The organism is Echinicola salinicaeni, assembly GCF_014280965.1.
Lineage (GTDB): Bacteria > Bacteroidota > Bacteroidia > Cytophagales > Cyclobacteriaceae > Echinicola > Echinicola salinicaeni.
In genome coordinates, this window is the sequence record NZ_JACODZ010000004.1 from 316,902 (window position 1) to 339,460 (window position 22,559).

The window sequence follows — 22,559 nt, forward strand, 5'->3', positions numbered from 1 at the left end:
ATACAAAAATTTAGTAGATAATATTGTATTTCTAAGCCAATATTATTCCATAACAACAAATCACAAATAGTAGACTTGATTAAGAGAAAACTACCAAGCCTATTCCAAATGCCAAAACCCAGAATAGAGTAGAAATGGCCATTTTTTTGAGATAAGGATCCAAGTCTTTGGATTGGGTCTTTTTGCCTACATTATAGGCAATATTGATCATCAATGGACTTACCGAAAGTGCCAATAAACCTCCATAGTTTTCTTCTAAGATTGAAAATAGTATCAGGGAAAGATTGCCTAAAATGATCAATGTCCAATTATATCTTACAGCAGCTTTTCTACCTATTCTCACTGGGATGGATTTTTTTCCTGCCAATTGATCAGAGGTAATATCTCTAATATTATTGATGTTTAATACTGAGGTGCTGAAAAATCCAAGCGAAATAGCAGGAAGGAGCAAGGATTTTGAAAAGCTCATGGTGTGCAGAAAATAGGTCCCCAGCACGCCTACTAAGCCAAAGAATAAGAATACAGAGATATCTCCCAGTCCCATATAGCCATAAGGATTAGTACCAGAGGTATAGTTTACTGCTGCGAAAATGGAAAGAAAGCCTATGCCAATAAATGTAAAGAAAATCACCCAGCTATCCAGTGATACATAAAGGAGACCCAGGCCACAAATAAAGCTCAATGCACCAAAAAGGATCATGGCTTTTTTCATCTCTTTTGGTTGGATAATGCCTGATTGTACCGCTCTGATGGGACCTTCTCGGTCATCACTGTCGGCTCCATGAATACTGTCGCCATAATCATTGGCCAAATTCGATAGGATTTGGAGGAGTGTGGTGGTCAGTGCTGCTAATATAAAAACATCCCATTTGAACAATTCATGGGACCAAGCGATAAAGCTGGCCATTAAAATACTGGCTAAGGCCAAAGGTAGGGTTCGTAATCTGATGGCATGTAGCCATGCTTGCTTCTTACTGGATAAATTATTGTCCACGGTGGCAGGGCGGAATTAATACAGGTGCTTCATGTCCAATGAAGCACCTGAAGAATGGATTTGATTAGGCTTCGATAAGTTTGATGATTTCATCATCCATAGGAGTGACTTTGGATTGGAAGAATTGTTTCAATTCTCCATTTTCATTGATGAAATATTTGCAGAAGTTCCAGGTAGGTTCTTGATCGTTCCAGCCATTGAGGGACTTGTCTGATAACCATCTGTAAAGGGGATGCTTGTCCACACCTTTTACTGAAATTTTCTCAAACATGGTAAAAGTTACTCCATAGTTTGAAGTGCAAAACTTTTTGATGTCCTCATTGGTGCCAGGTTCCTGTCCTCCGAAGTTATTGGCAGGAAAACCAAGGATGACCACTTGATCACCATATTCTTCATTTAGTTTTTGTAAATCCTCGTATTGAGGGGTATAACCACATTTTGAGGCTACATTGACTACCAAAACCTTTTTGCCTTTATACTGGCTAAAATCTACTTTTTCCCCGTCTAGGGTAGTCATGGAGAAATCATAAAAGGATTTTTCCGTTGCCTGTTCTTTGTTATCTGTCAAAGCTTTAGCTGATTCGGTGTTTTCTGATTTAGCGCTGCAGGCAAATAACGCCACTACAGCTACCATCAATATCAAATTTTTCATAATTACATTCTTTCTGGAACTTTTATACCTAATAACTTCATTCCGGCGCTTAAAGTTTTCGCAACTTGGGCACTTAAGGCTACCCTAAAGCTACGTACTTTCTCGTCCGATTCACTAAAGATAGGAAGTTCTGCATAAAAGCGATTGTATTCCTTGGCTAAATCAAATAAGTATTGGGCCAAGATGGCCGGTGAAAATTCCTCAGCTGCTTGCCCTAATTTTTTCTCAAAATCATTTAGCAGGATAATCAATTCTTTTTCTGCTTTTTCAACCTGTCCTAAACCTTCAAAAGCTTCAGATTGATAAGAAAGTTCAATTTGATCGGCTTTTCTAAGAATGGCAGCTATTCTTGCGTGAGAATACTGTATAAATGGCCCTGTGTTGCCTTGGAATTCAATGGATTCCTGGGGGTTGAAAAGCATGCGTTTTTTAGGGTCTACCTTTAATAGGAAATATTTCAGGGCCCCAAGTCCAAGCATTTCATAAAGCTCTTCAGCTTGTTCATCCGTGAAGCCTTCAATTTTGCCCAGTTCTTTGGTATGACTGGCTGCAGTATCTATCATCTCCTGGATCAGATCATCAGCATCTACCACTGTACCTTCCCTTGATTTCATCTTGCCTGTTGGCAGGTCTACCATTCCATAGGAGAGGTGATAAAGGCCTTCCCCATAAGGTCTACCCAGTTTTTTCATGATCTTAAAGAGCACATCAAAGTGGTAATCCTGCTCGTTTCCAACTACATAAACTGATTTGTTGATTTTATAATCATCGTATTTCAGGTCTGCAGTTCCCATATCTTGGGTAATATATACAGAAGTGCCGTCGCCTCTAAGTACCAATTTTTCGTCTAGTCCTTCGTCGGTGAGGTCGGCCCATATAGAGCCATTTTCTTTTTTGAAGAAAACGCCTTTTTCAAGTCCTTCTTCAACGATGTCCTTGCCTAATAAATAAGTGTCCGATTCATAATAGTATTGATCAAAACTTACGCCCATTTTTTTGTAGGTAGCATCAAAGCCTTCGTAAACCCAACTGTTCATGGTTTTCCATAGCGTTACCGTAGCTTCATCTCCAGCTTCCCATTTTCTGAGCATTTCTTGGGCTTCAAGCATTAAAGGAGCCTGTTTTTTAGCTTCTTCTTCTGTTTGACCCTTTTCCATGAGCGCTTGAATTTCTTTCTTATAGGCTTTGTCAAAAAGGACGTAATACTTTCCGGCGAGATGATCTCCTTTCAATCCTCCAGTTTCAGGGGTTTCACCATCACCAAAGTGTAGGTAGGCCACCATGGATTTACAGATATGGATTCCCCGGTCATTGACCAAGTTAGCTTTGATGACTTCATAACCGTTGGCAGAAAGAATTTCAGAAATTGAAAAGCCTAAGAAATTATTTCTCAAATGACCAAGGTGGAGAGGTTTATTGGTATTGGGAGAGCTAAATTCCACCATGACCTTTTCGCCCTTTGCAGGAAGCTGTCCGAGGTTTTCATTTTTATATAATTTCTGAAATACCTCAAGCCATGACTCCTCGTTAACAGAAATATTCAAAAAACCTTTTACCACATTATAGGCACTAACTACTTCACAGTTCTCCACTAAATATTGCCCGATTTTTTCCCCACTTTCTTCTGGTTTCATCCTGGTGAATTTCAAGAAGGGAAACATCACAAAGGTGTAATTCCCTTCAAATTCTTTACGGGTTGGCTGTAATGCAATTGATTCAGCATCCACCTGATGATCGAAAGTGGCAGCAAATGCTTGACTTATGGCCTGGAGAATTTGTTTCTGAATGGTCATTCTTATTTTAAATTTATACTTAAAAGTTGCTTACCAATGAATAGGTCATGGACTCCAAAACATCAAAGGCATTTTCAGCCATGACATTTTCCGAGTCCAAGGTTGGGTTAACTTCTACGATTTCCCAACAGCAAACTCTTTTATCTTTTATCAATTCTTCATTTAAATGGATGGCTTCATCTACGCTTAAACCATCCGGTACCGGAGTACCAGTTCCTTTGGAAATATTGCTATCCATACTATCTACATCAAAGGAAATGTAAATTTGATCGCAGTCTTTTAATAGGGTCAAGGCCTCTTGAGCAACTTCTGATATTCCCTTTGTTCTCACTTCTTTGGTAGTGAAGTTTTTAATTCCATGCTTTTTGATCAAAGCATTTTCAGGTTCCTCAGTGTCCCTTACAGAAATATAAACGATATCCTCTGCTTTGATCTTTGGAAAATCACCCCCTACTTTTTTGAGTTTCTCCCAATACTGAATTTCTTCTTCTAATGGTGACTTGACTCTGTTTTCTAGATTGTCTTCCTGAAGACACATGCCCAATGGCATTCCATGCATGTTTCCAGAAGGACTTGTGTAAGGGCTGTGAATATCAGCATGGGCATCAATCCAAATTACCCCTAGTCTTTTTTCAGGGGCTGCAGATTTTATCCCCATGATACTTCCTGCAGCAGTTGAATGGTCTCCAGCCAATATGATGGGAAACTTTTTTTCCAATCTTAGGGCCTTTATGGTATCATGGACATTATTGATCACCTCATAGACGCCGTCGATATATTTTGCATTTGGATAGATATTGTCTCTCCATAAATAATTATTGGCATCAGGTACGCTGATCGGGTCAAACTTGGTGAAAAAGTTTGACTTTTTGTCCAAGCTGGCGATTTTTAGCGCATCTATTCCAAGGCTAGCTCCACGGGTGCCTGCTGCCAATTCTGACCTTACTTCTACAAGTTCAATATTTCTCATTACCTTTTCTTTCTCTGGTTTATTTGGGTTGTATATCCACATCAAAAGCGGATGTAAAATGATTCCCACAAAAGTAGTTAAAAATGTGCATAAATAGGAAGTGCCTTTAAAATCGCTATTCTATTATTTCTAACTAGGACAAGCTGGAATTAAATTGTTGGATCAAATAGCTGCTGTTTATTTTATTTTGAACTGAGCTAGATATTTTATTACACTTGAAGAGATGGAAAATAGAGGCGCTTAAACAAATGTATTGGGCCGATAATCAGTAAAAGGGGGGAGTAGTAATAGTCTGGATTAGGTTTTGATGCCTGAATATTAGTGCAGGAAATGGTTAGGGTAAAAATAAAACCCTACAAAATCTATAGGGAAATTAGTAAATTAAAAAAAATGTTTTACCTTTGGAAAAGTTATTAGTGAAAAGCCGCTAAGGTAAGTAGCTAATTTATAAAGAATAGGGGAGAGAACAGGCTCTGAGAACCTATAGCAACCTATCCCTCTCGAACCTTCATGAAGGCGGAGAGAAAAGGTGCTAAATCCTGCCTAAATCAATTAAAGGACCTATAAATTAAAAGAAAGATGGGAACACAGCGAATGCAGGACTATTTACCAGGTAAGCTAAGTTGCCACTGTTGTTGATAGTATTTTATCGACATAGGCAAAATCAAACAACTAATAATATCAAAATAGAAAAAACATGACAGCTACAGCTTCTAACTATAATACTTCAGTACTTAATCAAAATACCTTTAGCTTTAAATCTGTAATAAGAAATAATGTGCAAGACCGATCTAATATTAATGTTTATGATTGGTTACAGCAGCATGATGCAGTTAAAGTGGAAGGAAAGGGGGCTTTTGACTTCGCTAACTTTAAAAATTCCAATAAGAGCTTTCAGGTAGTCTACTTCAGCTTAGATGCTGAATTGGCTGATCACTATGCATTGTTCAGAGGAATTGTTTTGGCAGGGCAACCTAAGGAAGTGTTTTTGGAGAATGTTCATGAGAAAAGAAGCTTTTCTTTGAAGTTCTATAAAAACAATGAGTCAGTAGCCAAAGAATATCTAGAAAAGGTATTTAGAATTGTGAATGAAGAAATCAGGTTCAAGAAAGTGTTGAGAAAAGTGCTTGTAAATCAAGAAAAACACCGACTTGAAGAAAAATTGTTGCTCAATGAATTGAGCTTATAATATAATAATAGACCATTACTAATAACCATACAGAATGCCCTGCTTGAATGAGCAGGGCATTTTTTGTTTTGAGATTTTCTCACAAATTTAAATGTGTATCAAAATAGTATATTAAAAAGCCCCAAGACCAATCAAGATCTTAGGGCGTTTAGTTGGTTTAGATAAACTTTTGAGTTAATGATTTTATTTCCAGCCACCACCCAAACTTCGGTAGAGTTCTATATTAGCAATCAATAATTGCATTTTTACATCTACCATATAGAGTTCAGTTTCTAAGGCATTGCTCTGGGCGTTGATGACTTCCAGGTAATTGGCATAGCCGCTGCTAAACAATAAATAGGAGTCCCTTACTGCTCTTCTAGAGTTTTTTAACCTTTCTTTGGCTATGTTATATTCTTCTTCAGCCTTTTGAATGCTGATCAGTTTGTTGGAGATCTCTGTGACAGCTCCGATTACTTCTTCTCTAAAAGCCAATTCAGCATTGTCTCTTTCGATCAGTGATACTTTGTAATTGGTCTTAAGTTTTCGATTTTGAAAAACAGGTTGGGTCAATGAGCCTACAAACCTACCGAATAAAGCTGTAGGATTGAAAATGTCTCCTGGATTTAGGGCGTCAAAACCTACATCTGCCCCGATTCTCAAAGAGGGGTAGCGCATGGCTTGGGCAATGCCCACATCAGCATTTGCCGATACAAGGTTCATTTCTGAAGCAATCACATCAGGCCTATTTCTGACTAATTCCATGGGTACGCCTACTGCAATTTCACTTAATAGCTGGATGTCTGCCAAGTCCCTTTTTACCAGAAATTTCTCGCCCGGATATTCTCCCAATAGCTGACTTAGGTTGTTTTCCTGGATAGCAATTTGTTTTTCAATCTGCGGCACAAGAGAGGCGGAAATCAGTTTTTGTGATTCTGTTTGTGTGATGGCCAATGAAGAAACCATGCCTGAGGCGTACTGGAGCTCTACGATACTCAAGGTGGAGTCATTTAGTCTAAGGTTGAATTCTGCTACATCCAATTGTTCCTTAAGCATCATCAGTTTATAATATGCTGTGGCTATTTCGGCAGTAAGGTCAGTCTTTACTGCTTTTTGGAAGGACTCCTGTTGAACCAATTTGGCCAGACTGGATTCCTTTTCTCTTCGAAATTTTCCCCATAGGTCTATTTCCCAGCTAGACTGCATGGCAAACATATTTCTTGAACGCTCCAAGAACCATTGTGAAGGAGGATTTTCTACTCCTTCATAATGTTTGTTGTTAGGTCTAGCATAGGATTTATCAGAGAATCTTCGAGATTCATGACTTGGGCCTACGGCGATTTCGGGAAAGAAATTGGCTTTGGATTTTTTAAGGTATTCCTCTGCTATTTTCATTTGACCATTTGCTTGCTGTAAGCCAAGGTTATTTTGCATTCCCTTATTGATCAGCTTGACCAGGATACTGTCTTCAAAGAATTCCTCCCAAGTCAATTCTCCGATGTTTTTTACTTCATTTCTCGTAGTTGCGGAATCTATTTGGATCGCATCTGTATGTCTAAATGTAGCAGGTAGGTTTAGGTCGGGTTTGACATAATTTTTACCTGCTTTACATCCTGTCAGGATCAAAATGCCAAAAGCAAGAATCGCTAGGGATGTTAAAGGACCAGGTTTATATTTATTTAGTGTATATCTCATAATTAAGCTGTAGCTGGTTCAAGCTGCTTTACTTTTCCACTTACTTTTTCATGGATGATTTGGAAGATCATATATAAACTTGGGATGATAAATATCCCTAGGACCATTCCGGCAAACATGCCTCCGGCCGCGCCTACACTCACCGATTCATTTCCAACTGCTGAAGCGCCTTCTGTCCACATCAAAGGAATCAAGCCTGCAATAAATGCAAAGGAAGTCATGATGATAGGTCTGATCCTTAATCGAGCAGCTTCCAAGGCTGCCTCAAAGATAGAATAGCCCTCTTTTCGTTTTTGATTGGCGAACTCAACGATCAGTATGGCGTTTTTTGCCAATAGACCTATGAGCATGATCAAACTTACCTGTACGTAGATATTATTGTTTATTCCGGCCAAATTGATAGCAATAAATACACCCAAGAGACCGCAGGGTAAAGAAAGTAATACCGCAAATGGGAGGAAATAGCTCTCATATTGTGCAGCAAGTAAGAAGTAAACGAATACTAAGCTGAGAATGAATATCACTGCAGTTTGTACTCCGGAGCTTTTTTCTTCCAAACTCATACCGGTCCACTCGTAGCTGTAGTTGGTTGAAAGTTCAGTTTCAGCAAGTTTTTCTATAGCATCCATGGCATCTCCAGAACTATAACCTTCAGCTGGAGTAGCATTGATTGTGATGGAGTTAAATAGGTTGTATCGGTTTACAATTTCCGGTCCATATACCCTTTTGAGAGTGATCAAGGTGTTTACAGGGACCATTTCTCCTTTATTGTTTCTCACGAAAATAGCGTCCATGGATTTTAGGTCTTCACGGTAGGCAACATCTGCCTGCATATAAACCCTATACTGTCTGCCAAATTTGTTGAAGTCACCAGATTGCACCCTGCCAAAATAACTTTGGATGGAGCGCATCATGTCCTGAACTTCTACCCCCATGCTTTTGGCCTTTACATAGTCAATTTCTACCTCATATTGTGGGTAATTGGCATTAAAGCTGGTAAATGCGTCTTCTATTTCAGGGGCTGCTACAAGCTTTTTGATAAATTCATCTGCTGTAGCGCTAAATTCAGTGAAGCTTTCCCCAAGTCTATCCTGAATAACCATTTCAAGCCCATTGAATTCACCAAATCCTTGGACGGTCGGTCTGGAAAATACATTGATTTTTGCCTCATCGATGTCTCTCATTTTATTCATCAGATCAACTTTGAGCGCATCCAGATCTTTTACTGCTCCACGTTCGGATTTAGGCTTTAAGGAAATATATCCCATGGCAAAAGAAGGGCTTCGTGCATTTTCAATCACGTTGAAACCCGAAACACTATTTACAGTTAATACTGATGGGTGGTTTCTAAGGATGGAATCTGCCTGCTGTAATGGCTGTCTAGTTCTATGTAAAGACGAGCCAGGAGGCATCACCAAGGAATAGGTCAAGAAACTGTCATCCTCAGATGGAATAAAGGCACTAGGGGTATTTTTGAATAATAATACTGTCAAAGCCAATATCAGCAACAGGCCTGAAATGGCTACCGTTCTTTTCTCCAGAAACCACTTTACAATTTTTACATACCTATGTGTGAAGGATTCAAAGCCTGTCTCAAATGCGGTGAATACTCTTTTTTGTACCCTTTTTACTTTGGATAAACCTTCGTCTTCAACCTCTTTTTCGGGTTTTAGAATTAGGGCACATAGCACTGGGCTCAAGGTAAGTGCGTTGACTGCAGAGATTAAGATGGCAAATATTAAAGTGAAGGCAAATTGTCTGTAGAACATTCCGACGGGTCCCTCTAAGAAACCAACAGGAACAAATACCGCTGCCATCACGATGGTAATAGAAATAATGGCGGAAGAAATTTCCTTCATGGCCGAAATGGTTGCCTTTTTGGGTGGCATTCGGTCATGAGTTAATTTATGGTGTACTGCTTCGACTACTACTATAGCATCATCCACTACAATTCCTATGGATAAAACCATAGCAAACATGGTCAATACATTAATTGAAAAACCCAAGAGTTGTAAGAAGAAGAAAGTGCCGATAAGAGAAACAGGAATGGCAATGGCCGGAATAATAGTGGATCTAAAGTCTTGTAAGAAGATGAATACCACAATAAATACCAAGATAAATGCTTCAACAATCGTGTGGACAACCTGATCCATGGATTCATCTATCTGGTTCCTTACGGAATAGGAAATATTGTAGGTGATGCCTTCAGGGAAGTTTTTGGAGATACGCTCCATAACCTTTCTGATCTCTTCATCTATTTCTTTGGCATTAGAGTCGTTAGTTTGTGTGATATTGATGGTGGCCGCGGGTCTGCCATCAACGGTATTGTCACTGGCCAGATTGGTGGCCCCCAGTTCAATTCTTGCAATATCCCTTAGATAAAGGATGGAACCGTCCTTATTGGATTTGATGACAATGTTTTCATACTGCTCAGGGGTATTAAACCTTCCTTTGTGTTTAATTACTGTCTCAAAAACTTCTTCAGAGGTCTCTCCAAACTTTCCAGGGGCCGCCTCAAAGTTTTGGTCATTGATCTGACTGATGACATCTTGTGGGACCAAACCATAAAGGGCCAGTTTTTCTGGGTTTAACCATATTCTCATGGAGTAATTTCTTCTCCCAACAAAAGAAGCTTGGGCAACTCCTTCCACTCTTAAGAGTTCTCTCTTAACATCAATTCTGGAAAAGCCTTGTATAAAAGTTTCGTCATATGGACTGTCTTCATCTTCAGCAAATATATTGATGGTCATGATATTACCCGTAAGCCGTTTTAATACAGAGAGGCCTTCCTTTACTACTTCAGGAGGAAGGTCTCCAGTAACTGCTGAAACCCTGTTTTGGACGTTTACCGTTGCCATATCTGGATCAGTTCCTGGCTTGAAATAAATATTGATGCTTCCCCGTCCAGAGTTGGTGGATTTTGAACGGATATAGGTCATGTTTTCAACGCCATTGATAGCTTCTTCTAATGGAGTCATTACAGAAGTGGCCAATGTTTCTGCGTTACTTCCAGGATAATAAACGCCTACTCTAACGCTGGGAGGGGCTATGTCCGGAAAGCGGGCAACTGGTAATCTCAAAAGGCCAATTACCCCTGTCAATACAATTAAAATTGAAATTACTGAGGCAAAAATCGGCCTGTCGATGATGTATTTTATCATTTAGCTTTATTCTTGGTTAAATAAGAGGAATGAATATGCTGCCGAGTAATTTATTTTTTGGCTAGCCTATTGTCACGCTCAGGATGGATTTTCATACCATTACTGATTTTGCTGATACCTGATAGTACAATAGTTTGGTCTTCGGTCAGTCCATTTCCTTTGACAATAAAGTTTTTGCCGGATTTTCCATTTGGGAAGATTTCCTTCATTTTTACTGTATTGTCATCCTGAAGTAGATAAACAAAAGTTTTATTCTGAACTTGATAAGTGGCTTTTTGTGGAATCAAAAATACATCAGAATGAACTTGTTCAAGGATGATTTTTCCAGTGTTACCGCTTCTCACCAGTCTGTCGGGGTTTTTGAAGCTTGCACGCATGGTGATGGTGCCCGTAGAAGGGTCAATTTCACCGCCATCAGCATCAATCTGCCCTTTGTGTTCATAAGTGCTGCCATCTGCCAGTATCAATTTTACCTCTGGTTTTAAATAATAATCAGAGGTGCTGTCAGCGCGCATTCTTTTATATTTTAAGTAATTGGACTCACTCATAGAAAAGTATACATATACTTCACTAATGTCAGAAAGGTTGGTGACAGGTTGTGTGTCATTTTTGGTGACAAGGTTGCCGACTCTTTTAGGAATTCTTCCGATATACCCACTTACTGGCGCTTTTATTTTTGTAAAGCCAACATTAAGTCTGGAAGTAGCCTCAAGCGCTTTTGACTGGGCTAAAGATGCTTTAGCTACTTCTAGGTCAGACTGAGCCGTTCTTAACTGGACCTCTGAGATAACATCATGGTCCACCAATGGTTTTAGCCTTTCCAGTTCTATCTTTGCATTCTCTAACTTGGCTTCTTCAACCTCAACTGCTGCATGGGCATTTTTAAGGCTTTCCATATAAGGACTTGCATTTACTGTAAAAAGTAACTGGCCTTTCTCTACATAATCACCTTCATCAACATGGATTTGGTCTAATAACCCCTCGATTTGAGGACGGATTTCCACATTTACTTTGCCCTCAATGGAACCAAGGTATTCGAAGTTTACCATTGCTGTATCCTTTTCTAAAGGGAGTACAGAGAGGGAAAGTACTTCATCCTCTATTTCTTTGCCTTCCGTGTTACATGAAATGCAAAATCCAGAAGTTAAGACAATGGCAGGTAGGATTACCCAGGTTTTAAATGTTTTAAGTATGTTACGATTCATAATATAATGAATGAAATTTTCGGTTTTAATGAATTACTTTTTAATGCTGTAGTTTTGATTACAATATTGGTTCCAACTGTTGTTTTTCACTTGTTTAGGTGGAAAAGGGCATGATGTAGGTTGGTAAATGTGGAAACTCTCTACACTTTACCCCATTTTTACTTTTGTTTGGGCTTTTTGCTAGTGGGGATTCTACAATAGTATATGCGAGAATTAAACTTCATTGAGCTTTTCTTTCATGAGCGGCTTGTTTTTTTAGCTCGATTTTACAATTACAGTTCCATTTTTTTATTTATTGGTTATAGTGGTGTTAAATGGTGTTTTTTTGTAGAATAATTGTATTATTCTGGAGTGTGAGGCTTTGAAATTGGTGATTTGGCGTTGTGTATCTCTCTTCCACATAATGGGGAATTCAGGATCAGTTTGAGTTTTTTAATCCTTTGAACTATTTTTTTTTGTTTTATGCCATGGCTAATTTTTGGAGGTTGGGAACTGGTGGAGATGGGGTGGACATGGATATGGTTTTTAGTAGCTTGTATTTCAGGGGAAATGAAAAAATCCATTTGATTTAAATTTTTATTAATGCAATTTTCGGGTCTATAAGTCATTAACTATATTAATGCTCAATGAACAAATACATTGATTTAATTCAGCAGACATTTGATTTTCCCACCAAAGAATTTAAGGTGGAGGATAATCAACTTTTATTTAATGGAGTGGATCTCATGGAAATCATCGAGACCTATGGGACACCATTGAAATTGACCTATCTTCCAAAGATCAGTGAGAGTATTCAGAATGCTAAGACCTATTTTAGCAATGCTATGCAAGCTCATGATTATCATGGAAAGTATACTTATTGTTACTGTACCAAGTCTTCACATTTTAGTTTTGTGCTAGATGAGGCTCTCAAAAATGATATTCATATAGAAACTTCATCGACCTTTGATATTCCATTGGTGAGAAGTCTATATGAAAAAGGAAAAATCACCAAGGAAACCCATATCGTTTGTAATGGATTCAAAAGGGAACTATACAAGGAGTATATCACAGGCTTATTAAATGATGGTTTTGTAAACTGTATACCTGTATTGGATAACCTTTCTGAAATAGATTATTATTTGGAACATGTTAAAGTTCCTTTTAAGGTGGGAATTAGAATTGCAGCAGATGAGGAACCGAAATTTGGTTTTTATACATCCAGGTTAGGGGTTAGGTATAAGGATATCATTGATCTATATGAAAAGAAAATCAAAGATAATCCTAATGTTAGTTTGAAAATGCTCCACTTCTTTATTAATTCTGGCATCCGCGATACGGCTTATTATTGGTCTGAGCTGACAAGGTTCATTCAGAAATATGTTGATCTGAAAGCCATCTGTCCAGAATTGGATACAATGGATATCGGAGGTGGTTGGCCTATTAAGACTAATGTGTTTTTTGATTATGATTACCAGTACATGGCAGATCAGATCATCAAGAACATAAAGTGGATGTGTGCCAAAAATAATACTGTTGAGCCAAATATATTTACGGAATTTGGTAGCTATACAGTAGGGGAGAGTGGAGCTGTGTTGTATTCTATTCTGGAAGAAAAACTCCAGAATGATAAAGAACTTTGGTATATGATCGATGGTTCGTTTATTACCCAATTGCCAGATAGCTGGGGTTTGAACCAAAAATATATCATGCTGGCGGTGAATAATTGGAATGAAGAATACCATAATATTAATTTAGGTGGCTTGACCTGTGACAGTATGGATTATTATAATTCGGAAGCCCACCAATACAATATCTATTTGCCGAAAAAAACTGTTAAAAAACCTCAATATATAGGTTTTTTTCATACCGGAGCTTATCAGGAATCATTAGGAGGCTATGGAGGTATACAACATTGTTTGATTCCTGCGCCAAAACATGTATTGATAGATCGAGATACTGATGGAAGTATCACTCATAGGCTTTTCGCTGAAGAGCAAACAAGTGAAGATATGATGAAAACGCTAGGTTATGAATAAAAAGGCTGAGTAATCAGCCTTTTTATATTGATACCAATTAAAATTTTGTCAATAATAATATCGGAATAAAATATTGAATTATTGATTTTGTAACATTTAAATAGTTTTGTTGTTTTTTGTGTAAATTTTTAATTTAATAATTGAATTATTTTGAATATGTGAGTCAGTGCATTACCTTTGTATCATAAGGAAGAGATAAAAGGTCTCTAGATACTGTAGGATGTTGAAATTGGCAGACAAGCCCTCCTGTCTCGAGGGTGGAGAAACTGGGATAAAGCAAATATCGAGCTCGTGTTTTGCCTAACTACTCCGTGGAGGTTCGAGTCCTTCTCCTACAGCAGGTTATTTTGGGTTTATAGTTAATTGACTAAAGCTATGGAATATTATTTCATAGTTTTTTTTGCCTAAATTTTTTTGAATAGCTCAAATATATTGTGAATGAGTTAAGCGAAAATTAATCTCAATTTGGCAATCTTTGTTGTGATTATATTTATTTTAATTAGAGTTATTTGTGCTTTTTAGAGAGAAATTATGTTTTTATTTGGTTGTGTTTTTTAGTGATTGGTTATATTCTAAATGGTTTTAGCCAAGTAGGTTAAAAAGGTTTATGAAAAAATAGTCTTTATTTAAAGGAAGATGGTTTTAAATGAGTGGAAATATTCTTTTATTTAAATAACGATAGACCCAACCCTTGATGAAAAGTAACCAGAATAGTACTATTTCTATTTATTTACAGGATGTTTGTCCAAATAATATTCTGAAGGACGATCAAAATGACTTGGAGTTATGGAGAGCTTTTAAAAACGGAAGTAATGAAGCGTTTTTAAGCATTTATAAAAAGTATTTTAAGAGCTTATACAGTTATGGTGTCAGACTTAAGGATAATGAGGATTTGGTAAAAGATGCTATCCAAGACATTTTTCTTGAATTAAAAAAGAATTCTCACGGATTAAGTGATACAGATTGTATTAAGTTTTATTTGTTTAAGTGTCTAAAGAGAAAAATATTTAAGAAGTTTAAAGAGTGGGAAGGCCAGCGGGAAGATCTGGTAATGTCCGAAAGTTTTTCAATTACTTTTTCACATGAGCAAAGGATTATTAATAAGCAAATCAATTTAGAAAAGGTCAAGTTAATAAATAAGGCTATAGGGAAGCTTAGTCCAAGGAAGAGAGAGGCCGTTTATTACGTTTTTTATGAAGGGATGTCTTATCAGCAGGTGTCTGAATTAATGGATCTTTGCGATTCAAAATCAGCCAGAGATTTAATTTATAAAGCATTAAAATGTCTTAGAGACTCAGTAGGTCTTCAAACAGTCTTTTATTAATTAATTGTGTTGTTATGGTTGATCTTTATTTTGGTAAAATATACATGTGTGATTTTTTGATTTAAAAATATTTAAAAAAAAAGTGATTTTTTTGTCGTTGTTTTGCTGTTTGCAGCCATTACATAGTAAAGAAAGTTAATCAAATGAGCAAAGCTTCTGAGCTTTTAGAGGATTTAGAATTTATTAGGTGGGTAAAATATCCTAATAAAGATCTAGATGCTTTTTGGAAAAAGTGGATGGACGCGCATCCTGATAAAATAAAGGATGTGATGTTTGCTAGGGAAATGATCCTGGGGCTTCAATTTCCTTCTAAACTACCTTCAGCGGATGCTGAGGAGGAAATTTTTGCAAACCTACTTAGGGAATACGAAGAATCTGATATAAAAATAAAAAAGGCAGGGGATAGGAATGACTGGTTTAGGAATAAGCAATTTGTGAAAATAGCCGCTGTATTAGCAATGGGTTTTTTGCTTATGTTCCTTTATTATAGCGTTGGCTATGATACGTCTAGTGAGAATGCTTCAATTAAGACTAAGTGGCTGATAAAGTCAATAAATAACGGAGAAAAGATAAGTTTTAAACTTCCTGATCAAACCATTGTTTGGCTAAACTCTGGAAGTAGTCTGAGGTATCCAGAAAGTTTTGATTCCACAGCGAGGTTAGTGGAATTAAAGGGAGAAGGTTTTTTTGAAGTAGCTGAAAATGCCGAACAACCATTTCAGGTATTGACAGATGGACTATTGACTACAGCTTTAGGGACGTCCTTTAATATTAATGGTGAGATTCCCGGCAAAGTGAAAATAGCTTTGCTAACAGGTAAAGTTTCTATTCAATCTCAAAATGATAGTCTTTCTTATTTATTAAAGCCTGGATGGGCTTTAGATTATGAAAAGGATTCGAAAAAGACTGAAATAATGACTTTTGACCTAGAGACTGAAATAGGTTGGAAATCGGGGAAGCTCATTTTTAATAATAACTCATTCAAAGAGGTGATTGTAAAACTAAAAAAATGGTATGGAGTGGACTTTGAAATTGTTAGAGGTCCTGCAGAGGACTGGCAACTGAATGGGAAATTTGAAAATCAAACGCTTGAAAATGTCCTAAAAAGCATGGCCAATATTGAAGATTTTACTTATCAATTTAATAATAGAACCGTAGTCCTAAAATTTTAACCACAAAAAGCATGAATTACATCAATGACTCTTAAAAAATGCCAACTGATAAAATCAGTTGGCGCTTGTTAGCGGTCTGAAAGGGGTATAAATCTATTGGGGAATAGGCTACCCCTTAAGACCATGTTTAATGAAATTTTCAATAAACCTTTCAAAAATATGAAATTAAACTTACAAAAGACAATATATATGTTGTCAAGGTACTTCTTGTATATATTTGTTGTTCAGCTATTGGTCATCAATCTGGTTTCTGCAACTAGTGTTAATGGGCAATACAAGCCGATAGATAAGGTTTGGGTAAAAGTTGAAAAGAGAGCGATCACGTTGGATCAATTTTTTACGACCATTGAAAGTCAGACATCCTATAGTTTTTTATATGATAGGAGAGAAATAAACACCAGTGAAAAATTAGTACTCAATAAAAATTCAGGATCAGTTGAAAGCTTATTGATTCAGGTATCCCAGCAATCACAGTTGAGGTTTAGGCAGGTTAATAATAGTATCGATGTTCAATTGGCCGATACGCCCTCTTTTGATGATAAAATAAGCAAAAAAGTACTAGCCGAGATTTCTGGTGTCGTAGTAGATCAAAAAGGAGAACCATTACCTGGTGTTACTGTAGTTATTCAAGGGACAACAGTAGGCACTGTGACTGATTTAGATGGTAATTTCTCTCTTGATGTCCCAGATGGAGGTGTATTGGTTTTTTCATTTATAGGTTATGAGGATCAAATCATCGAGGTAGGGAATCAGAGAGAGCTTAGGGTAGTTCTTAAAGAAAATCTTTCAGATTTAGATGAGGTAGTTGTAGTTGGGTATGGTACTCAGAAAAGATCAGATTTGACAGGTTCTGTGGGGTCTGTTTCTGGGGATGAATTGATGCAAAGGCCAGCTACTTCCATTAATCAATCTATTGCTGGTAGAATTCCTGGTGTTCAAGTTAATGTGAATTCCGGTAGACCTGGCGGTAAAACCAATATCCGTGTTCGGGGATTCAGTTCAATCAACTCATCTAACAATCCCCTGTTTGTAGTAGATGGTGTACAGTTGCCAGTAGGTAACCAGGCCCAAAGAAGTAATGCGATTGATTATATTAACCCAAGTGATATTGTTTCTGTCGAAGTTCTCAAGGATGCTTCATCGACAGCCATCTATGGAGCTAGAGGTGCAAATGGAGTTATTCTGATCACCACAAAAAAAGGTAAATCTGGAGAGGGGAAAATCACCTATAATGCTGAATTCAGTACAAATACTTATGGGCCAAATAAGCCTGAAGTCTTAAATACACAACAGTATATGGAAGTGGAGCAGCTGGCTTGGGAAAATATGGCGAAATTTGATCCGGAAGGTTGGGCTGCAGGCAAATGGGCTTATCTGAACCCCGCATTAAAAAGGACAGACCCAAGATTGTTTGACAGCAATGGTAACCCTTATTATGATACCGACTGGATTAAGGAATCTACCCAAAGTAAACTTTCCCAAAATCACCAGCTGAATTTCAGTGGGGGTAGTGATCGGACTACCTATTCTCTTTCTTTAGGTTATAGAAATGATGAAGGCTTGTATAAAAATTCCTTTTTGACCAGGTATTCTGGTAGGCTTACTGTGGATACAAAAGTTAAAGATTGGCTGACAGTGGGTACATCCATTAGTTATAACTATCAGTCAGAAAATATTGTAGACTATAGTGACCAGGTGCCAAGAAGGATGGTGGAGGATTTTCCTTTCCTACCGGTATATTATGAAGATGGTACTTATGCTGATAACAGAGACTATCCATATGCAGAGGGGACAATGAGTTCTGTTCATAATTTAATGGAGAGGCAGTTTATTTTGAATACCCAGACCCTATTGGGAAGTGTTTATGCCAATATAAATCTTGCCAAGGATTTGGAGTTTAGAACTGTATTAGGTTCTAATGTGATCACCAGAGAAACAGATAGGTATGAGGGCAGAACAATCCAAATTGGTTCTCAGGGTAGAGCTTGGCTGGCCAATTCAAGAGAAACTTTCTGGTCTTTTGAAAATTACCTTACTTATAAGAAGACCTTCTCAGAAATTCACTCCTTCACGGGGATGCTGGGGATTTCATGGCAGGAGTCCAATGATTTTAATATGAGCATGGAAGCCCGTACTTTTGCTACCGATTATTTTCAGTACAATAATATTGGAGCAGGAAGTAATAACCTTGGAGTGGGCTCAAATGCCAGAAGAGAAGCATTGAATTCCTATTTTGGAAGGTTCAATTACACCTTGATGAACAAATACCTTTTTACCTTTACTGGTAGAATGGATGGTTCTTCAAAGTTCGGTGATAATAACAAATATGCATTTTTCCCCTCTGCTGCTTTGGCATGGAGAATTTCAGATGAGGAATTCTTGAAAGATAACGAGACGATTTCAAATCTTAAACTTAGAACAAGTTATGGCCTTACAGGTAACTCAGAAATCCCTCCATATTCTTCACTTTCATTATTGGGTTCAGGTTATGCCGCTATCCTTAATGATTCAAGAGTAGGAGGAACGGGCATTAACCGCTTGGCAAACCCTGATTTGAAATGGGAAAAAACCAGTCAATATGATTTAGGTTTGGAAATAGAACTGTACAAAGGTAGGGTCTCTTTTGAAGCTGATATATACTACAGAAAAACCACCGATATGCTTTTGGATGCTCCAGTGCCACAAACTAGTGGTTATGCAACTATAAGAAGAAATGTGGGATCCATGGAGAATAAAGGCTTAGAACTTTCTCTAAATACTATCAATATCGATAAACCTAATTTTACTTGGAGCACCAATTTCAATATTTCATTCAACAGAAATAAAGTGCTTTCCTTGGCAACACCTGCAGATATATTTGGAGTAGGTGGACCGGGAATTACTAATGAAACTAGTATAATTCGAGTAGGAGAACCGGCTGGTGCTTTCTGGGGATTGACCAGATTAGGTGTATGGGGAACAGATGAAGCTGCTGAAGCAGCAGAGTATACCAGTTATAGAAATGGGTTGACCATTCTTCCTGGTGATATCAAATATGAAGATGTAAATGGTGATAAGGCTATTACAGATGCAGATAGAAAAATAATAGGTAATGGTAGCCCGGATGGTTGGGGATCGTTTATCAATAATTTTAGATTTGGGAATTTTGATATGACCTTGGATCTTCAATTTATGTATGGAAATGATATCATGGACATGAACCTTCACTCTAGTGAAGACCGTCAATCTTTGGCGAACAGTTATACTACTGTTTTGAATGCTTGGACACCTGAAAATCAAAATACAATGATCGCCCAGGTTAGGGATACTAGAGCAGGTTATGTAACAAATGTTGATTCACATTGGGTTCAGAACGGTAGCTTTATTCGTGGAAGAAACTTAGTGGTAGGTTATAATTTCCAAAAATCACTTGTTAACAGATTGCGCTTAAGTAATCTAAGGCTATATGCTTCAACCCAAAACTTCTTCTTGATTGTTGATGATGAAGTGATTGGTGATCCTGAAATCACCCCCATCAGAGGAAATGACAGTAATAATGTTTTCTCACAAGGTATGAAATGGCATGAATATCCTAAGCCTACCGTGTTCTTGATGGGGCTGCAAATTCAGCTTTAATTTTATTAATAACATAATAAAAACAATCACCATGAAAATTTCCATGAAAAAATATATAAATACAGTTCTTCTAGGCAGTTTGTTTGTGATGGGCAGTGGCTGTTCAGGTTTTTTGGATGAAGAAGATCCGTCAAACTTGACTCCTGAGAGTTTCTATACCATTCCTGATCACGCGGAGGCAGCAATTGCTTCAGTTTATGATAATTCCAGGTTTTACGGAAATGGTGCAGGTATCTTTTCTTCCAACTGGCAATTATTGGAAGCTCCTACAGGTACCTCAACTACTGAAACTGCTCAGAACTCTGATTTGAACAACTTGTATTCCCTCACTTGGGATGGTAATACTGGGCATATTAAAAATTGGTGGAGAGGCATTTACCAATTGATTGCACAAGCTAATTTGGTATTGGATAAGGTGCCAGGGATTTCTCCTATGGACGAAGCACAGAAAACAAAAATTCTTGGAGAAGCAAGGTTCTTTAGGGCTTGGGCATATTTCTACGCAGTAAGACTTTGGGGCGATGTGCCTTTGGTGCTTAATCCACAAACAGCTAATTCTGAAAACTTCTTTCCCATTCGAGAAACTCAAGAGAATGTTTATGCTCAAATTGTTGAGGATCTAAAGTTTGCAGAGAGTGCTAATTTGGGTTGGTTGAATACAAGTGGTCGAATTTCCACTTCGGCGGCCAAGGGTTTGCTGGCAAAAGTTTACTTGACAATGGCCGGTTATCCGCTAAATAAAGGCAGTGAATATTATCAGTTGGCAGCCAGTAAGGCAAAGGAAATTATTGATAGTCCAGGTGAAATAGGACTTTTTGATACCTACTATGAAATACATGATGAAAGCCTTGGGAATATGAAAGAGCATATTTTCAGTATTCAGTATAATGATCTAGTCGCTGGTAACCCAATGGGAAATATGTTCCCTAATTTTAAACCTGTATCTTATCGTGGGCCATCTGGCACGGGTAGTACCGTACCTACGCGTTCTTTCTATGATTCCTATGAAGATGGAGATAAGAGAACTGTGGATCAGGAAGGGTATTTCTATACCAGCTATTATACCAATGGTAATGGAGAGCCTTTTGACTTAGGAGCGCCTTATATATTCAAGCACTTTAATATTACTGCCAATGGAAGCCCTGGTACAGCAGGAACTGCAAAGGATAACCTCAATGTTCCTATGCTACGTTATGCTGAGGTTTTGCTGATTTATGCAGAAGCTCAAAATGAAGTAGGGAGTGGCCCAAATATGGATGCTTATAATGCCCTCAAAAGCATAAGGGACAGGGCGGAGTTGGTCACTCCGGCAATGGGGACTTTTGATCAGAATAGTTTTAGAGAAGCTGTTTGGAGAGAGCGATGGTATGAGTTCTGTTATGAAGGGATCACTTGGTTTGATATGGTGCGTCTGAGAAAAGTTTTCAATGAAACTACCAAGGGATTTGATGATTTCGTTGGTCATGTCAACTTAAGTTCAGATCAGCCTTTACAGGAGAAACATTATTTGTTTCCACTTCCAATTCCTGAAATGCAAAACAACCCGAATTTGACTCCTCAAAATCCAGGTTATCCTGGACCAGCAGGAAGCAATTAATATAAGTTTAGCATTATAGGTTGAAAAATCAATTTGAATCAGACTTCAGTGAGTAGTTTTTTTAACTATTCTCTGAAGTCTAATTTTTTAACTGTCCCTCGAGATGATCAATGACCTCTCCGGTAGTGCTGATATAAGCCCCCATACAATCAGCGGTCATACAACTGTGAATGGGCAAAATGCCTATTATATCCCCTATTTTTACCTCTCGAATAAACTGGTCTGAAGCTTTGATGATTCCATGTTCCTGAGATATGCTTTTGATATAGGATGTATGTTCTTGTAGCTGCCAATGCTGACCCTTGAAAAGAACTACCTCGCCAAAGTTTTTGGATCCATCGGCATTGCTCAGTACATCCTTGGCCAGATGAACGCCACCTCCATGTATTAAAACTTCTTTTTTCTCCCATTGAATATCTACCACGGGTACAGCGAGTGCTACAGCAATATTGACTTTTGTACAGCTTCCTATTTTCGCTTGACAAAGGTCATAGAAAACAAAGTTTCCTGGCCCTATTTCATCAATGCCTTCAAAATCATCCATTATAGAACAACAGGGGGTGTCTCCCGATCGGGTGAGCAGATTAGGGAATTCACTACAATATTTATCCTTAAGCATTTTTAGCGCGGCTTTGGTTTGCTCATGGATATGTTTTATCCCATTTAAATCTGCATGATAGCTATGGCCAGCATGGATGTAAAAGCCCTTAAAAATCATGTTGTTGTTTTTGCTAGCAGCTCGCATGATTTTTTCTATCAGGCCAAAGTCACTTACTTCTACTCCAGTCCGGCCATAACCAGCATCTATTTCGATGAAAAAGCCTATTTTCTGATCAATTATTTCTGCTAATATATTAGTTATTTCCTCATTGACCAGCTGCACAGAAACAGACTGGGATATGGCAAGTTGGTTGAGCTCAGTAGCTTGAAGTGGGTTGAAAGGAAAAGCAATATGGATATTTTCCCAATGCTGCTTTGCAAAATATTGTGCCATTTTAAGTGAGGAAACGGTGATTTCTTTTACTCCATATTCACGGCACCATTCACCTACTTTCAGGGATTGGTGGGTTTTAAAATGCGGAACCAGTTTGAGCTGGTGCTTCTTGGCCTTTTCCGCCATCATGGCAAGGTTTTTTCGACAGATAGTTTCGTCTAATACCAATTTGGGGTTTTTGATGGATAGAAAGGTCATGGT

The 22,559-nt window shown here is 37.9% G+C and carries 14 protein-coding genes and 1 riboswitch; of the genes, 6 read left to right on the forward strand and 8 right to left on the reverse strand.

The annotated features are described in order from the left end of the window. Window positions 1-79 precede the first annotated feature (79 nt). From H7U17_RS09295 to rocF, 4 genes are all read right to left on the reverse strand, one after another. Complete coding sequence (locus tag H7U17_RS09295; RefSeq protein ID WP_186756433.1) at window positions 80-994, reverse strand: 1,4-dihydroxy-2-naphthoate polyprenyltransferase; 915 nt, start codon at window positions 992-994, stop codon at window positions 80-82. Window positions 995-1,058: 64 nt separating this feature from the next. Then, window positions 1,059-1,646 carry a glutathione peroxidase gene (locus H7U17_RS09300; protein ID WP_186756434.1) on the reverse strand — a complete coding sequence of 196 codons (588 nt, stop codon included), beginning with the start codon at window positions 1,644-1,646 and terminating at the stop codon, window positions 1,059-1,061. Between the two features lie 2 nt (window positions 1,647-1,648). Then, window positions 1,649-3,439, reverse strand: coding sequence for an arginine--tRNA ligase (argS, locus tag H7U17_RS09305; protein ID WP_186756435.1), 1,791 nt, complete (start codon window positions 3,437-3,439; stop codon window positions 1,649-1,651). Between the two features lie 19 nt (window positions 3,440-3,458). Further along, on the reverse strand, window positions 3,459-4,409 hold the full coding sequence (gene rocF / locus H7U17_RS09310; RefSeq protein ID WP_186756569.1) for an arginase: 951 nt from the start codon (window positions 4,407-4,409) through the stop codon (window positions 3,459-3,461). 442 nt (window positions 4,410-4,851) lie between these two features. Continuing rightward, window positions 4,852-4,979, forward strand: a riboswitch (SAM riboswitch). A 127-nt stretch (window positions 4,980-5,106) separates the two neighbouring features. On the opposite strand from rocF, the gene H7U17_RS09315 reads away from it, so the two are divergent. After that, window positions 5,107-5,598: a hypothetical protein gene (locus H7U17_RS09315; RefSeq protein WP_186756436.1), complete on the forward strand. Its 492-nt coding sequence runs from the start codon at window positions 5,107-5,109 to the stop codon at window positions 5,596-5,598. A gap of 183 nt (window positions 5,599-5,781) precedes the next feature. On the opposite strand, the gene H7U17_RS09320 is transcribed toward H7U17_RS09315, so the two are convergent. The 3 genes from H7U17_RS09320 to H7U17_RS09330 are packed head-to-tail and all read right to left on the reverse strand — an operon-like array spanning window position 5,782 to window position 11,638. Beyond that, the gene (locus H7U17_RS09320; protein WP_186756437.1) at window positions 5,782-7,272 is read right to left on the reverse strand and encodes an efflux transporter outer membrane subunit; all 1,491 of its coding nucleotides are present in this window, start codon (window positions 7,270-7,272) and stop codon (window positions 5,782-5,784) included. 2 nt (window positions 7,273-7,274) lie between these two features. Continuing rightward, window positions 7,275-10,433: an efflux RND transporter permease subunit gene (locus H7U17_RS09325; RefSeq protein WP_186756438.1), complete on the reverse strand. Its 3,159-nt coding sequence runs from the start codon at window positions 10,431-10,433 to the stop codon at window positions 7,275-7,277. 50 nt (window positions 10,434-10,483) lie between these two features. Next, window positions 10,484-11,638 carry an efflux RND transporter periplasmic adaptor subunit gene (locus H7U17_RS09330; RefSeq protein WP_186756439.1) on the reverse strand — a complete coding sequence of 385 codons (1,155 nt, stop codon included), beginning with the start codon at window positions 11,636-11,638 and terminating at the stop codon, window positions 10,484-10,486. 626 nt (window positions 11,639-12,264) lie between these two features. Between H7U17_RS09330 and H7U17_RS09335 the strand changes: the two genes are divergently transcribed. The 5 genes from H7U17_RS09335 to H7U17_RS09355 all read left to right on the forward strand — a co-directional run bounded on the left by H7U17_RS09335 (window position 12,265) and on the right by H7U17_RS09355 (window position 21,364). Beyond that, the gene (locus tag H7U17_RS09335) at window positions 12,265-13,656 is read left to right on the forward strand and encodes an arginine decarboxylase (protein WP_186756440.1); all 1,392 of its coding nucleotides are present in this window, start codon (window positions 12,265-12,267) and stop codon (window positions 13,654-13,656) included. A gap of 694 nt (window positions 13,657-14,350) precedes the next feature. Then, window positions 14,351-14,980 carry an RNA polymerase sigma factor gene (locus H7U17_RS09340; RefSeq protein WP_186756441.1) on the forward strand — a complete coding sequence of 210 codons (630 nt, stop codon included), beginning with the start codon at window positions 14,351-14,353 and terminating at the stop codon, window positions 14,978-14,980. 143 nt (window positions 14,981-15,123) lie between these two features. Beyond that, window positions 15,124-16,152, forward strand: a complete 1,029-nt coding sequence (locus tag H7U17_RS09345; RefSeq protein ID WP_186756442.1) for a FecR family protein — start codon at window positions 15,124-15,126, stop codon at window positions 16,150-16,152. 159 nt (window positions 16,153-16,311) lie between these two features. Next, window positions 16,312-19,767, forward strand: coding sequence for a SusC/RagA family TonB-linked outer membrane protein (locus tag H7U17_RS09350; RefSeq protein WP_230981340.1), 3,456 nt, complete (start codon window positions 16,312-16,314; stop codon window positions 19,765-19,767). Between the two features lie 43 nt (window positions 19,768-19,810). Continuing rightward, complete coding sequence (locus H7U17_RS09355; RefSeq protein ID WP_394353719.1) at window positions 19,811-21,364, forward strand: RagB/SusD family nutrient uptake outer membrane protein; 1,554 nt, start codon at window positions 19,811-19,813, stop codon at window positions 21,362-21,364. A 79-nt stretch (window positions 21,365-21,443) separates the two neighbouring features. On the opposite strand, the gene H7U17_RS09360 is transcribed toward H7U17_RS09355, so the two are convergent. Continuing rightward, window positions 21,444-22,556, reverse strand: coding sequence for an alanine racemase (locus tag H7U17_RS09360; RefSeq protein ID WP_186756444.1), 1,113 nt, complete (start codon window positions 22,554-22,556; stop codon window positions 21,444-21,446). Window positions 22,557-22,559: the final 3 nt, after the last annotated feature.